The organism is Enterobacter sp. Cy-643 (assembly GCF_011752815.1).
Lineage (GTDB): Bacteria > Pseudomonadota > Gammaproteobacteria > Enterobacterales > Enterobacteriaceae > Cedecea.
In genome coordinates this window covers 1,577,939-1,592,569 of record NZ_VWWV01000001.1, presented here as the reverse complement: position 1 = coordinate 1,592,569, position 14,631 = coordinate 1,577,939, and the positions used below count along the sequence as shown (strand labels likewise).

14 protein-coding genes are annotated in these 14,631 nt (G+C 55.3%); 9 read left to right on the top strand and 5 right to left on the bottom strand.

Translation table 11 applies throughout. The annotated features are described in order from the left end of the window. Positions 1-28: 28 nt before the first annotated feature. The gene (locus tag F3J29_RS07335; RefSeq protein ID WP_166864424.1) at positions 29-646 is read right to left on the bottom strand and encodes a TetR/AcrR family transcriptional regulator; all 618 of its coding nucleotides are present in this window, start codon (positions 644-646) and stop codon (positions 29-31) included. An 81-nt stretch (positions 647-727) separates the two neighbouring features. Next, a complete protein-coding gene (locus F3J29_RS07330) occupies positions 728-1,606 on the bottom strand; it encodes a LysR family transcriptional regulator (protein ID WP_166864420.1) in 879 nt (292 codons plus the stop codon). Between the two features lie 107 nt (positions 1,607-1,713). Here F3J29_RS07330 and budA point away from each other — a divergent pair, with 107 nt between their 5' ends. The 4 genes from budA (at position 1,714) to F3J29_RS07310 (ending at position 7,022) form a co-directional block, all read left to right on the top strand. Then, a complete protein-coding gene (budA, locus tag F3J29_RS07325) occupies positions 1,714-2,493 on the top strand; it encodes an acetolactate decarboxylase (protein WP_166864416.1) in 780 nt (259 codons plus the stop codon). 23 nt (positions 2,494-2,516) lie between these two features. Then, positions 2,517-4,196, top strand: coding sequence for an acetolactate synthase AlsS (gene alsS, locus F3J29_RS07320; protein WP_166864413.1), 1,680 nt, complete (start codon positions 2,517-2,519; stop codon positions 4,194-4,196). Between the two features lie 19 nt (positions 4,197-4,215). After that, the gene (locus F3J29_RS07315; protein ID WP_166864410.1) at positions 4,216-4,986 is read left to right on the top strand and encodes a (S)-acetoin forming diacetyl reductase; all 771 of its coding nucleotides are present in this window, start codon (positions 4,216-4,218) and stop codon (positions 4,984-4,986) included. A 143-nt stretch (positions 4,987-5,129) separates the two neighbouring features. Next, a complete protein-coding gene (locus F3J29_RS07310) occupies positions 5,130-7,022 on the top strand; it encodes a potassium transporter Kup (protein WP_166864407.1) in 1,893 nt (630 codons plus the stop codon). On the opposite strand, the gene F3J29_RS07305 is transcribed toward F3J29_RS07310, so the two are convergent. Together F3J29_RS07305 and F3J29_RS07300 are read right to left on the bottom strand one after the other, a co-directional pair. After that, positions 7,019-7,600, bottom strand: coding sequence for a TetR/AcrR family transcriptional regulator (locus tag F3J29_RS07305; RefSeq protein ID WP_166864404.1), 582 nt, complete (start codon positions 7,598-7,600; stop codon positions 7,019-7,021). The genes F3J29_RS07310 and F3J29_RS07305 overlap by 4 nt on opposite strands. Positions 7,601-7,641: 41 nt before the next feature. After that, positions 7,642-9,147 (bottom strand): MFS transporter, encoded by a 1,506-nt coding sequence (locus F3J29_RS07300; RefSeq protein ID WP_166864403.1) that lies wholly within the window; start codon positions 9,145-9,147, stop codon positions 7,642-7,644. A gap of 187 nt (positions 9,148-9,334) precedes the next feature. On the opposite strand from F3J29_RS07300, the gene F3J29_RS07295 reads away from it, so the two are divergent. After that, positions 9,335-9,949, top strand: a complete 615-nt coding sequence (locus F3J29_RS07295; RefSeq protein WP_166864400.1) for an alpha/beta hydrolase — start codon at positions 9,335-9,337, stop codon at positions 9,947-9,949. A 49-nt stretch (positions 9,950-9,998) separates the two neighbouring features. Here the strand turns inward: F3J29_RS07295 and F3J29_RS07290 are convergent, their stop codons facing one another. After that, positions 9,999-11,033 (bottom strand): AI-2E family transporter, encoded by a 1,035-nt coding sequence (locus tag F3J29_RS07290; RefSeq protein ID WP_166864397.1) that lies wholly within the window; start codon positions 11,031-11,033, stop codon positions 9,999-10,001. A 254-nt stretch (positions 11,034-11,287) separates the two neighbouring features. On the opposite strand from F3J29_RS07290, the gene F3J29_RS22925 reads away from it, so the two are divergent. From F3J29_RS22925 to F3J29_RS07275, 4 genes are all read left to right on the top strand, one after another. Then, positions 11,288-11,386, top strand: a complete 99-nt coding sequence (locus tag F3J29_RS22925; RefSeq protein ID WP_502706549.1) for a protein YdgV — start codon at positions 11,288-11,290, stop codon at positions 11,384-11,386. A gap of 107 nt (positions 11,387-11,493) precedes the next feature. After that, positions 11,494-11,868, top strand: a complete 375-nt coding sequence (gene mdtJ, locus F3J29_RS07285; protein WP_166864394.1) for a multidrug/spermidine efflux SMR transporter subunit MdtJ — start codon at positions 11,494-11,496, stop codon at positions 11,866-11,868. Then, complete coding sequence (mdtI, locus tag F3J29_RS07280; protein ID WP_166864392.1) at positions 11,855-12,184, top strand: multidrug/spermidine efflux SMR transporter subunit MdtI; 330 nt, start codon at positions 11,855-11,857, stop codon at positions 12,182-12,184. The genes mdtJ and mdtI overlap by 14 nt, the downstream gene beginning before the upstream one ends. 133 nt (positions 12,185-12,317) lie before the next feature. After that, positions 12,318-14,471: a bifunctional diguanylate cyclase/phosphodiesterase gene (locus tag F3J29_RS07275; protein ID WP_166864389.1), complete on the top strand. Its 2,154-nt coding sequence runs from the start codon at positions 12,318-12,320 to the stop codon at positions 14,469-14,471. Positions 14,472-14,631 lie beyond the last annotated feature (160 nt).

Genomic DNA, 14,631 nt, shown 5'->3' with positions numbered 1-14,631 from the left:
CAATTTAGTCAATGGTCACAAGGTGCGATCAGGGCATCAAACTTTTGATGATAAGCGCGGGCAAAAGCAGTTCAGCCTGTTTAGCCAGCTCGAGGTTGTATTGCAGCTGTATCGGGCTGATATACGGCAGCATGACGAGAAAAACGGCGTTAACGGTATCATCCATCGGGCTGCGGCGCTCAAATTCGCCGGACTGACGGCCTGCATGAATAATGGTGGTTAGCACTTCCCGCAGCTGTAGCTTGTAGCGTTCGGCCGAAGGCCAGTTTTCCAGGCACGAGACAATGGCGATGTCGTGCAGTTTCCGGTCATAGAAGAACAGATCGCTGCCCGCGGCGATTAAGGCGCAGAACATCGCCCGTAGCTTAGCCGATGCACCGGGGGTGTCATCCACCGCCTGGCTGACGATTTCCATCATTTTTGTCAGGCGGTTGTCGCAGATAACTTCGCCAATTTCCTGCTTGGATTTAAAAAACTTGTAGATATAAGCCTTGGAATAGCCGATGGCTTTGGCCAGGTCGGAAACCGTTGTTTTTTCAAATCCGTAGTGGCCGAAGAATTCGGTCGCCGCCTCGATAATCTGTTCCCTGACGCTGTGTTCCGCAGGCCCTCTGGTTTCCCCGCCCTGGACGTGAGTTTCAGACATACTTTCTCCCTGTGTTCGGATTTGTGAATGGTGACTATTGTAGCATCAGGTCACTCAGGGAGCGATGTCATTGCGGCCAGGCTAGTGGGCGAACAGCTGAATAAAGCGTTTCACCGACGGGGAACGTTCAAACTGTCGCCAGGCCAGCGCAATGTCCGTTTTCACCTGATCACCGCGAATTGCGTGGAAGGTGACGTTCGGGCAGGCGATGCAGGTCATCGATTGGGGAACCAGGGCGAAGCCGAAGCCTGCCGAGACCATGCTTAACGAGGATGAGATTTGGGATGCCTGGCGAGCGCTTTTCAGATCGATACCCGCCCGCAGGCAGGCGTTATACATCAGTTCATACAATCCGGGAGCCACTTCTTCCGGGAAAAGCACCGGCGGGACATCGGCCAGCGCCTGGAGCGCCAGTTCTTTCTCCCCTGAAAGAGGATGATCCTTGTGCAGGGCAATCATCATTGGCTCTTCGTCAATCAGCTTAAGGCTAAACCGCTTGCTGCTTTCGCAGGGCAGGCGCACAAACGCCACGTCCAGCAAGCCATCATCCAACTCCTGCATCAGACCCGCCATATTGGTTTCCCGCTGACGTAGTTCGATGGCCGGATAGTGCGCCTGAAACTGACGCAGCAGAGAAAAAATCTTTGGATTAAACGCATTTGAACTGGTTATTCCGAGCGACAGCTTGCCGTTAATACCCCGGGCAATGCCGCGGGCTTTCTCCAGCGCCGCATCGCTGTGGGCCAGAATCTGGCAGGCATCCTGATAAAACGCTTCTCCCGCATCCGTCAGCTCCACGCCTCTGGTCAAGCGGTGCAGCAGGGGCGTACCCACTTCACGTTCCAGCCGCTGAATTTGTTGGCTAAGGGGAGGTTGTGAAATACCCAGCAGTTCGGCTGCGCGGGTGAAGTTGTGCGTCTGGGCGACGGCGACAAAATAGCGGAGATAGCGAAGTTCCATATCAAAAACGTCTCAAACCAGAAGGGCTTTTATATTGGAACTGTGAGCTGGATCACGTCAACATTTAATTAAAGTTTCTTAACCTTTAGCCAGAGGGAATGAAAGCCATGAGCGATCTAACTCTATGTTCCTGCGAAGAAAGTCTTTTAGAGATGGTCGAGACCTTTGCCTCAGCCAATAAAGAAAACATGATATATCAGACTTCATTGATGAGCGCATTGCTGAGCGGCGTCTATGAAGGGGAAACCACCATGGCCGACCTGCTTAAGCACGGTGACTTTGGCCTGGGGACCTTTAACGAGCTGGACGGCGAGATGATTGCCTTTAACAGTAACGTGTATCAATTACGGGCGGACGGCAGCGCGAGAGCAGCCAGCCCGCAGCAGAAAACCCCGTTTGCGGTGATGACCTGGTTTAAACCTCAGTACCGCTTGCGCATCAATAGCCTGACCAGCCGCCAAAAACTGCACGAGATTATCGACGCAAAAATTCCCTCCGATAACCTGTTTTGTGCCCTGCGCATCGACGGTCATTTCCACCACGCACATACCCGCACGGTACCGCGCCAGAAGCCGCCATATCGCGCGATGACAGACGTGCTGGACGACCAGCCGGTGTTCCGCTTTAACGGCCGTAAAGGCGTGCTGGTTGGGTTCCGCACCCCACAGCATATGCAGGGCATCAACGTGGCGGGCTATCACGAACACTTTATTACTGATGACCGCCAGGGCGGCGGGCATCTGCTCGATTATCAGCTGGAGCAAGGCGAGCTGACCTTCGGTGAGATCCACAAGCTGATGATCGATCTTCCGGCAGACAGTGCATTTCTTAACGCCAACCTGCACCCCGAAAATCTCGACGCGGCTATCCGCGCGGTTGAAAACTAGCGTTCCCTGAGGAGATGTGAGCCATGAATAATAAAAAACCTTTGCGCCAGTGGGCGCACGGCGCTGACATGGTAGTCAGCCAGCTTGAAGCTCAGGGCGTGAAGCACGTCTTTGGGATCCCAGGGGCGAAGATTGATAAGGTCTTTGATTCGCTGAACGACTCGCCGATTGAACTTATTCCGGTCCGCCACGAAGCCAATGCGGCCTTTATGGCGGCGGCGGTGGGGCGCATCACCGGGAAAGCGGGCGTAGCGCTGGTGACCTCCGGCCCTGGCTGCTCAAACCTGATAACCGGCATGGCAACCGCCAACAGCGAAGGTGACCCGGTTGTGGCGCTGGGTGGCGCGGTGAAACGTTCCGATAAAGCCAAACTCGTACACCAAAGTATGGACACCGTGGCGATGTTTAGCCCGGTGACGAAATATTCGGTAGAAGTGCCTTCTTCGGACGCCATTGCGGAGGTGGTTTCAAACGCTTTCCGCGCCGCCGAGCATGGTCGTCCCGGTAGTGCCTTTGTCAGCCTGCCGCAGGACATCAGCGACGGCCCGGCAACCGGGAATATTCTGCCTGCCAACGGGGCGGTGAAAGCCGGTGCAGCGCCTGACGCCGCTATTAACGATGTGGCGAAACTTATCTCGCAGGCCAAAAATCCTGTATTCCTGCTTGGGCTGATGGCAAGCCAGCAGGAAAACAGCGCGGCGCTGTTCCATCTGCTGGAAAAAAGCCATATCCCGGTCACCAGCACCTATCAGGCCGCAGGTGCCGTGAATCAACAGCACTTTTCTCGTTTTGCCGGGCGCGTGGGGCTGTTTAATAACCAGGCCGGCGATCGCCTGTTACAGCTTGCCGATCTGGTTATCTGTATCGGCTACAGCCCGGTGGAATATGAGCCAGCGATGTGGAATACCGGTGATGCCACGCTGGTGCATATCGACGTTCTACCTGCTTATGAAGAACGTAACTACGTGCCGGACGTCGAGCTGGTGGGCGATATCGCCAGCACGCTGGACAAGCTCACCGCCCGCATAGAAAAACCGCTGATCCTTAGCCCGCGTGCGTCAGAAATCCTGGTGGACAGGCAGCACCAGCGTGAACTGCTGAGCCGCCGGGGCGCACAGCTGAATCAGTTTGCACTCCATCCGTTGCGCATCGTCCGGGCGATGCAGGACATCGTCAACGACGACGTGACCCTGACCGTCGATATGGGCAGTTTCCACATCTGGATTGCCCGGTACCTGTATAGCTTCCGCGCGCGCCAGCTGATGATCTCCAACGGGCAGCAAACCATGGGCGTAGCGCTGCCGTGGGCCATTGGCGCGTGGCTGGTGAATCCGGACCGCAAGGTGGTTTCGGTGTCCGGCGACGGCGGGTTCCTGCAGTCCAGCATGGAGCTGGAAACGGCGGTGCGCCTGGGTGCTAACGTGCTGCACATCATTTGGGTGGATAACGCCTACAACATGGTGGCTATTCAGGAAGAGAAAAAATATCAGCGTTTATCTGGCGTGAACTTCGGGCCGGTGGACTTCAAAGCTTACGCGGATGCTTTCGGTGCACGGGGCTTCGCGGTGGAAAGTGCGGAAGCGCTGGAGCCGACTTTACGCGCCGCCATGGATGTGAAGGGTCCTGCGGTGGTCGCCATTCCGGTTGATTACAGCGACAACCATTTGCTGATGAGTCAGCTGCACCTCAGCCAAATTCTTTAAACTACAGAAGGATATTGTGATGAAAAAAGTAGCATTGGTTACCGGAGCCGGTCAGGGGATCGGGAAAGCTATCGCGCTGCGCCTGGCCAAAGACGGCTTTGCCGTCGCCGTGGCGGACTACAACGCCAAAACCGCAAAAGCAGTGGCGGACGAAATTAACCGCAACGGCGGCCGCGCGCTGGAAGTGACTGCGGACGTGTCCGACCGCGATCAGGTCTTCGCCGCCGTTGAGGCTGCCCGCAAAGGACTGGGCGGGTTTGATGTCATCGTCAACAACGCTGGTGTAGCCCCTTCTACGCCTATCGAGGAGATCACCCCGGAAATCGTCGATAAGGTCTATAACATCAACGTGAAGGGCGTAATTTGGGGTATTCAGGCCGCGGTTAAAGCCTTTAAAGCCGAAGGCCACGGCGGGAAAATCATTAACGCCTGTTCCCAGGCGGGGCACGTGGGTAACCCCGAGCTGGCGGTTTACAGCTCCAGCAAATTTGCCGTGCGCGGCCTGACCCAAACCGCTGCGCGTGACCTGGCCCCGCTGGGCATCACCGTGAACGGCTACTGCCCGGGGATTGTCAAAACGCCGATGTGGGCCGAAATCGACCGCCAGGTGTCTGAAGCGGCGGGTAAACCGCTGGGCTACGGCACCGCCGAGTTCGCGAAACGCATCACCCTGGGCCGTCTTTCTGAACCAGAAGATGTGGCTGCCTGCGTCTCTTACCTGGCCAGCGCGGATTCCGATTATATGACCGGCCAGTCGCTGCTCATCGACGGCGGGATGGTCTTTAATTAAAAAAAGGTTTTAATGTGGAGTACCTTTTGGCCCGGCGGGGAACCGCTGGGCCTTTTTTATTTACCCCTGTTTATCTTCAGTTTTTTATCCACCTCTATACTTTGTCATGGCAACGGCCAGAAAAATCACAGAAAGGACTGGACATGACAAACCTGTCGCAGGCGGACGGCGCGGAAGCCGCCGGGACAACGCCGCATAAATTTATCCTCGCAGGAAGCGCCCTCGGCGTGGTGTTTGGCGATATCGGCACCAGCCCGCTGTATACCCTGAAAACGGTGCTGCTGTTATCCGGCAACGATCCGACCCCGTCGGTTATTCTGGGGCTGCTGTCGCTGATTATCTGGACGCTGATCCTCATCACCTCGGTGAAGTATGCGATGTTTGCGATGCGCATCGACAACCACGGTGAAGGCGGCATTATGGCGCTGATGTCGCTGCTGGTGGCGAGAGACAAAGGCTCGCGCTGGGTGGTGCTGGCGGCTTTATTGGGCGCGGCGCTGATCTACGGTGACGGAGCGATTACGCCCGCGATTTCAGTACTCTCCGCCATTGAAGGGCTGAATATTATCCTGCCGGAGGCTGAAACCTGGGTGCTGCCAATTGCGGTGACGATTCTGGTGCTGCTGTTTGCCGTGCAGCCTTTTGGCACGGCTAAGATAGGTAAAGTTTTCGGGCCGATTATGACGCTGTGGTTTATTTCTATCGCCGGGCTTGGGATTTGGGGTATCGCGCAGCATCCGGCCGTGCTGCAGGCTATCAATCCCTGGTACGGCCTGCAGTTTCTCGTCTCTAATGGTTTTGTCAGTTTTATGGTGCTGGGCGGCGTGTTTTTGTGCGTCACCGGGGCGGAAGCGCTGTATGCCGACATGGGACATTTCGGGAAAAAACCTATCTGGATGGCATGGTACGGCGTGGTCTTCCCAAGCCTGCTGCTGAACTATGCGGGGCAGTCGGCGCTGATCCTTTCCGGGGCCGATATCACCCAGAATATCTTCTTCCGACTTTGCCCGCCGGCACTGCTGATCCCGCTGGTGATCCTTGCCACGCTGGCCACCATTATTGCCAGCCAGGCAATTATCACCGGGGCATTTTCGATGACCCGGCAGGCAATACAGCTGGGCTGGCTGCCGCGCCTGCGTATTCGCCAGACGGCGGCGGAAAGCTACGGGCAAATTTATATCGGCGTGATCAACTGGCTGCTGATGGGCGTCACGCTGTTCCTGACGGTGTTCTTCAGGTCGTCTGAGAACCTGGCGGCGGCTTACGGGATTGCGGTGTCTCTTACCATGCTGATGACCTCCGGGCTGCTGTACGTGGCGATGCGTCACATCTGGCAGTGGCGACGGCTGACCAGCGCGCTGGTGGCGGGGGGCTTTTTGATTGTCGATACCAGCTTCCTGATCGCTAATCTGATCAAGGTGCTGGAGGGCGGCTATATTCCGCTGCTGCTGGCGGCGATCGTCTGTACGACAATGCTGGTCTGGCACCGTGGCGCGGCGGCGGCGTCCAACGCTGTGAATGAAAAGGTTATCGATGTGAATACCTTCTTCGCCGCGCTGAAAGAGCGGGGCGTTCCGCGCGTGCAGGGCTCTGCGGTATTTCTGACCAAAACGCGCAACGGTATTCCGCCGGTGATGCGGTGGCATGTGGCACGCAACCACGCGCTTCAGGAGCAAGTGCTTTCGCTCACCATTTCAATCATGAATGTGCCGCGCGTCCCGGCTGGAGAAAGGCTGGTGATCGTGGAACAGGCACCGAATTACTGGCGCGGTATCGCCCAGTACGGCTTTATGGAAAGACCACACATTCCTGAACTTATGGCGAGACTGGGAGAGATGGCGTGTGCCTTCCGCGTGGAGGACGTGACCTATTATCTGGGCCATGAAACTATTGTGGCCCGGGAGGACGGGCAGGGCATGCCGGGCTGGCAGCGTAAGTGCTTCGCGTTTATGGTGAGAAACGCCACGCACGTGACGCACTATTACCGCCTGCCGAGCGACAGCGTGGTAGAAATCAGCCGCCGGATAGCGATTTAGCCGGCACCCAGGACCAGGCGAATAAAACTGTCGATGTCGTCCAGCGCCAGCTGCCTGTCGGCGGGGGCTGAGGCGACCAGCAGTTTGTCGGCGTAGCCGTTGAGCAGGGCGCTGAACTGGCGCGTGGCTCTGGCAGCATCCACCGCTTTGAACACGCCGGCCGTAATGCCTTCATCGACGATATCGGCCAGCACCTTTTCCCATTTTTGCGTCATCACCAGCGCAAGTTCGGCCCATACGTTGCTGTGCGCCGCCTGGTGCCAGAGAGCGCCATAAAGCTGCCAGACGGCGTCCGGCGCGTGTGGGAGATAGGTGTGGATCAACCGTTGCAGCTTATCTTCCGGGGAAAGCGTGTTGGTTTCATCGGTAAACGTGTGCAGATCGGCCATCAAAAACGCCGTCATGGCTTCAACGCAAAGCGTTTGCCAGTCGCTGAAATAGTGGTAAATGTGGCTCCGTGAAATACCCACCCGCTCGGTAAGTTCGCGGGTGGTCACTTTCTCAATACCTTTCTCAATGAACAGCTCAATGGCCCCGCTCAGGATTTTGCTTCTTAGCGTGTCCGGTGCTTCTTTCATGACGTTTCCACGGTTATCTGAATGGCTGATGGCGCATCTTATCAGTTTTTAACTCGCTGGCTGGACAGCTTTTCCGGCTGGCGCAGCACATATTTCAAGATCGCGGTGCTGACGGCGACCAGCACCGCGGCGCAGATAATCACCGTCAGATAGGCGTGGCCGAAGGCGTTTCGCGCCAGCTCTTTCAGCAGGTCGGCGCTGGCTGTGCTCATCGATCCGGCAAGGTGCAGCGCTTCATCCAGGCTGTCGTACGCGCTGTTTCCTGCGACCAGGCCCTCAGGCAACACCAGGCTTGCGCTGTAGACCGCGGTCATCAGGCCGCCCAGCAACGTCACGCCAAGTACGCCGCCCATTTCCCATGAGACATCCTCAATCGCGGCGACCATGCCGGCTTTTTCTTCCGGGGCGTTTAGCATGATAGATGTTGATGCGGCGGTAAACGCCACGCCCAGCCCAAGCCCGATGACAAACAGCGCGGCGAGCTGTGGCGTCAGACTGTAATCGGCCAGCAAAGCCATACCCGTCATACCCATCGCTGTCACCAGCAGGCCGAAGACCATAAGTTTGGCGCCGCCCCAGCGCGGCAGCACGATACCCGCCAGCGGTGAAGCGAGGGCCGAGCCAATCGGGATTGGCAGAATCGACAGCCCCGCTAACAGCGGCGTCAGGCCCAGAACAAGCTGCAGCCGCTGAGTCAGCACCAGCTCGATGCCGGTGAGCGCAATCATAGTAATGATGGCGACGCTAATGCCGCTGGCGAACATACGGTTGCGGAACAGCGAAAAATCGATCATCGGATGCTCAGCCCGCTGCTGGCGGCGGACAAACAGCGTTAAAAAGAGCACGCCAGCCAGCAAAGAACCGGCCACGATCGGCCACGAGGCGTCCATCTTGCTGAGTTCTTTGAGCGCGTAAATCACGCCCACAAGCCCCAGCATAATCAGCAGCGATGCGGTGAAATCACAGGGACGGCTGGCGTTTCCCGCATCCCGTGGGATCAGGAACCAGGCAAAAACGATAACCAATAGGACGACCGGTACGTTAATCAGGAAGACCGATCCCCACCAGAAGTATTCCAGCAGCACGCCGCCAATAACCGGGCCAAGCGCCGCGGCGGCAGAAGCCACGGCAGACCAAATGCCGATGGCCAACGCCCGCTCGCGCTCGTTGGTAAAGACCTGGCGCACGATGGCAAGCGTGGCTGGCATCATCATCGTTGCACCAATAGCCAGAAACACGCGCGAAGCGATCAGCAGTTCAGCCGTGGGCGAATAAGCCGCGCACAGTGAAGCGAGGCCGAAAACGGGGAGTCCGGACATAAACAGCAGCTTGTGACCAAGTCGGTCGCTCAGCATGCCCGCGCCGGGAAGCAGTCCCGCCGCCACGAGCGGATAGGCGTTAATGATCCACAGTTTTTCAGACGCCGTAGCGTTTAAGGCCTGGGTGAGCCTGGGCAGGGCTGTATAAAGCACCGTCATATCAATAATGATCAGGAAAAGCGTGCTGGTCAGGATCGCCAGAATCAGCCAGCGGTTACTGAAGCGCATGGTAAATGCCTCTAAAAAGCTAAATTTGAGCGGTTGCTCAAGCGCGAAATATACTTGAGCACTTGCTCAAAAACAAGCGCGACATTGCCGCGTATTTAGCGGCGGTTGACTTGTTGTAGAGGGGGCGAACGCGATAAGGTAGCCGCCTGCGAGGATATTTATTCAGGTTTGAGCACAGGGCAGGGAAATGAAAAAACTGATTGTGATGTTACATGGGGTAGGGAGTTCCGGGGCCGATCTCGAGGGACTGGGGCTTTTCGTCCAGCAGGTGATGCCGGAAGTGTTATTTGCTTCACCGAACGGCAGCGAACCTTTTGACGGCGGCGGCGACGCCTGGCAGTGGTTCAGCCTTGACGGTGTGACTGTACAAAATCGACCGCAGCGTGTTGTCGAGGCCCGCGCTGCGTTTGATGCGAAGCTGGAGGCTATTTTTAAGCAGCATGACGTGACGCCGGGCAAAGATCAGGTGATCCTGCTGGGGTTCTCCCAGGGTTCTATTATGGCCCTGGATGTGCTGGCCACCTCCCGTTACCCACTGGCTGGCGTGGTCGCGTTTTCCGGACGCCTTGCGTCACCCAAGCCGTATCACGTGGCGGCAGATGCGTCGGCGCTGTTGATTCATGGCATGGCGGATCAGGTGATTCCGTGGGCTGAGAGTGAAGCGGCAGCCGCTGCGCTAATTGAAGCCGGGGCGGAAGTCGAAACGCTGTTTGAACCCGGCGTGGTGCATACCATTAGTGCGGATGGGGTGTCGCAGGCGTTGGGGTATATTGCGGAGCGTTTTGAGTTAGATCCGGAGTGATTTTTCCCTCTCCCTAACCCTCTCCCAAAGGGAGAGGGAATAAAAATCTTCAGGACTTGCTCATATCACTCAGCAGCACCGCAATACTTTTCCCACCTTCCGTTTGCTCCAGAGCAATCTTCACCGCAATCGTCAGCGGTACAGACAGCAGCATACCGACCGGGCCAAGCAGCCAGCCCCAGAAGATAAGCGACAGGAAGACCACCAGCGTGGAGAGTCCAAGCCCCCGGCCCATCATGCGCGGCTCCAGGATATTGCCAAACACCAGGTTAATCAGAAGATAACCCGCCACAATAATCAGCGCTTCATACAGCCCATTAAACACCAGCACTTGTACCACCGGCGGAATAGCCGCCAGCACTGAGCCGATGTTTGGAATATAGTTGAGTGCGAAGGCCAGCAGCCCCCAGATAAAGGCAAAGCGGACGTCAAGGGCGGCAAGCATGCCCCAGACGACAAGGCCGGTGACGATGCTGATGGCCGTTTTTAGCACCAAATAGTGGCTGACGCTATCCAGCGCACGCTGAATGGCGCCCATGCCTTCTTCCGGACGAGCCATTAGCTGCTGCAGCTTGCGCGGCAGCTGTGGAACCTCAATCAGCATAAATACCACGGTCAGCAGCAGTAAAAAAATAGACGTCATTGCGTTGGAAAGCTGCGTCAGCAGACCGGTAACCAGCGTCATCAGGGCATTAGGATCGACATACTTCATTAACTCATCGACAGAAACAGAGATCCCCGCGCGCTGCAGCCAGGGTTCAAGGGTTTTTAACGGTACTACCAATGAAGAGCGATACTGCGGCAGGGTGCGCGCAAGTTCGTTTAGCGAAGTGCCGAGATAGGCCAGCAGCAGCACCATGCTCAGAATAATGACGACAATCACCAGGCTGATGGCCAACACGCGCGGCACTCTCAGCCGCTCAAGGCGACGAATCAACGGGTTGAGAATAACGGCAATAAATAACGCCAGAATAAATGGCACGATGATGTCGGCGGCCGCTTTAATACCCACCAGAATAATGACCAGCATGCCCAGCATAATCACGGCTTTCAGTGCGTTGAGTGTAATGATTGGTTTTGCCATTGTGGCTGGTTCTCCAGTGTGCGGGCGGGGGAAATAATACACCACCGTTAAAATAGTCATCCCTTTATTACGTTATTTTAAACGTTAAAAACAGTTTATTACATCGTGTTTTTACTGCCACGTTGCGTAAAGGAGTGTAAAGGTCAGGCGCTAACATACCGATTTATGGTATAAAATCGGCGTGTTTAACTACTGAGGACAATTTTCTATCCGCAACTGATGAGAAGCAACACCGCGGGTAAGTTGGAAATATTATGGACAATACGTTCAGCACTTCATTCAATCAGCATCCTGTTTTTATCACGTCTACATCTTCACTCTCTGGTGAGCAGCACTGGCGCAACGCGCTATAGTCCCTTTCTTCTGACATTTTTTCTGTTTCTTTTATTTGCCCTTGCTCGTCGCACGACGTGACTTGTTGGTTTTTTGCATCTTTATTTTCTCTGTCAGGAGAGAAATCATGATTTATTGGATTTTATTGGGCTTAGCCATCGCTGCCGAAATTACCGGTACCTTGTCAATGAAATGGTCAAGCGTTAACGAAAGTAATATGGGGTATATTTTCATGCTGGTCATGATCGCGATATCCTATATTTTTCTGGCGTTTTCGGTTAAAAAAATCGCCCTTGGTGTGGCATATGCTATGTGGGAAGGCATCGGTATTCTGTTTATTACGCTCTTCAGCGTCATGCTATTTGATGAGCCCATTTCACCGCTAAAAATACTCGGCTTGACCACGCTGGTTATTGGTATTGCGCTGATTAAGTCGGGTACGCGAGATAAAAAATCACGCCCGGTGATGTCAAAGAAAGGGGATCATCATGCAGTCGTTTGAGTGGGTACACGCTCTGTGGCTAACCTTAGCCATTATTCTGGAAATCGTCGCCAATATCTTTTTAAAACAATCTGATGGTTTCAAACGCCCGGTTTACGGCGTGCTGTCTCTGCTGGCCGTGCTTGCCGCGTTTAGTGCCCTGGCTCAGGCCGTTAAAGGCATCGAGTTATCCGTCGCCTATGCGCTCTGGGGCGGATTTGGTATCGCCGCCACCGTGGCCGCGGGCTGGATCCTCTTCGGCCAGCGCCTTAACCGCAAAGGTTGGATTGGCCTGAGTTTGTTGCTGGTAGGGATGATTATTATCAAAATTGCCTGATCCATCACGCTGCCCGTTAATTATTCGGGCAGCGCTTTCCTCAGGGTGTATTACGCTTATTTTACGGCAAAAGCACTTCTCTAAATCAAAAGCCAGAAACCTTCACGTTATTTCACTTAGAAGAGAGCTGAAATTGCGTAATCCTCTTAGCTGGAAAAGCACGCCCGTTGCTGGAGCCCTGTTTGCTATGGTGTTTATGGCCGGCATCGGGCTGATCGTGTCTATTATCGCGCTCCTCTACCTTTCACTTCACCTTATCAGCAGTAAAACCAACGAGATAGATGAGCATCGAAGCGCACTGTCGGTACAAGGGGCCATACAGACCTCGGTAAACCGCGTGTGGGCGTTGGTGATTGATAATGCGGTCTGGGACGATGCCGTCAATCAAGTTTATCGCCCTGAGCTGAACGTTAACTGGCTGTATAACACCTGGGGCGCGGGTTACAAAATCAATAACCTCTATGACGGCGTGTATGTGCTGGATGAAGGGTTCAATGTGCTCTGGGGCTCGTTTCGTGGGCAACGCGTGACGGGGCAACATATTTCTCAACTTGGGAAAGGATTTGAGTCCCTCGTTTACCAGAACGCGCAAACGCTGAGAGATGACAAAAAAATTTTTGCCGGGATCACGCAAACTGAGAGCGGCATTTCGTTTATCGGCATCGGGCTGATTCGACCTATGCTGGGACGGCTGGAGGTTCACGACGCCACGCGTCGTTACCTGGTGATTGGCCGTCAGATTAATAACGCGATGCTAAAAGAGTTGGGGAACACCTTTCAGATTGAAAATCTGCGCCTGACGCCTACGCCATCTGATTCTTCAAGTGTCCCGCTGAGCAGCGCCTCCGGTGAAACTCTGGGGTATCTAAGCTGGCAGCCAAGACAACCCGGGGCCGAGGCAGCCCACGCCGCTTCGGCGGACATCATACGCATAGCGGTGCTGGCGGCGGTGTTAATACTGGTCTTTATCACCATCAGTAGCCTGGGACTCTATAAGCTGGCGCGGGGTGAAAAGCAGGCGAGAAATATCGCGTTGACCGACTGGCTCAGCCATTTACCCAACCGACGAGCGCTCATCGAGCGGCTGGCAACCATCAGTAAACGGGGCGATAGCGACGAAAAAAGTGTGGTATTTATCGATCTCGATGGTTTTAAGGACGTGAATGATATTTACGGGCATGACAAAGGCGATCAGTTAATCGTGACCATTGCCGATGCGCTTCGCGATCGCGTGCCGCAAAACGGCATGCTGGTGCGTATGGGAGGGGATGAATTTGCCATGATGATTGGCGGAGCGCGCGCCGGGGAACACTCGGCGGCTTTTGCGGGTGCAGTCCTGGATTTCCTGAGCCAGCCCGTCCCCGTGGGGGAAAGCACTCTTCATATTAGCGCCAGCATAGGGATTGCTTCGGGCTCGCTGGTGGATTGCAGCAGCTCGGAGCTGTTCCGCCGCGCCGATATCGCTATGTATCACTCTAAAATAACCGGAAAGGGGCGCACGACTTATTATGATGCGGCGTTAAATAACGTGCGCGAGCGCCGCTTAACCATCGAGAATGACATTCGCGCGGGCCTTGTACGGGATGAGTTTGAGGTCTGGTACCAGCCGATTATTGACGCACGTAGCCAGGCGATGGCCGGTGTGGAAGCGCTGGTGCGCTGGCCGCGCCGCCCCGGCGGAGAGCTATTGCCAGATGAGTTTATTCCGGTGGCTGAAACGAGCGGTCTTATCTATTCGCTCGGACTGTTTGTGCTCCGCCGGGCGTGCTGTGATTTGGTGCCCCACGAGAATCTACGGCTGTCGGTTAACATTTCTCCGGCGCAGTTCCGCGACCCGGAATTTGAAGACAAGGTCGCCCGGGTACTTCAGGAAACTGCGTTCCCTGCGCAACGGCTCGAACTGGAGGTGACGGAAAGCTATGTGCTGGAAAACCCGGAGCGTGCCCTCGCGGCAATTCGCAATCTTAAGTCTCAGGGGACGGCGGTGGCGCTGGACGATTTCGGCAACGGCTATTCGAGCATCGGCTATTTGCGCCGTTTTAACTTTGACACCATCAAAATAGACAAGTCCCTGGCCGGCCTGGTGGACAGCGATGAACAAGCCCTGGCGCTGGTGAACGGAACGGTTCGCATTGCCACTGCACTGGGTATGGCGGTGACGGCAGAAGGCGTGGAAAACCAATCCCAACTGAAGCTGCTTTGCCTGGCGGGCTGTGACCGACTGCAGGGCTATTATTTCAGCCCGCCGAAGCCGCTGGCGGTCATTTTGGCGCGACGCCCGGCGTAGTGGTCTATTAAATTATTGGTTAATATTACCTGCTATTACAGAGGGTTATTTTATTTTTTATGTTGTTGGTTTTTTTTCTTTTCTATATTAACTCTTTGTTTAATTTCTGGTTATAAATCACCTTGTTTTTGCAATCCCATGTTATAAGCTATGAAGAAAT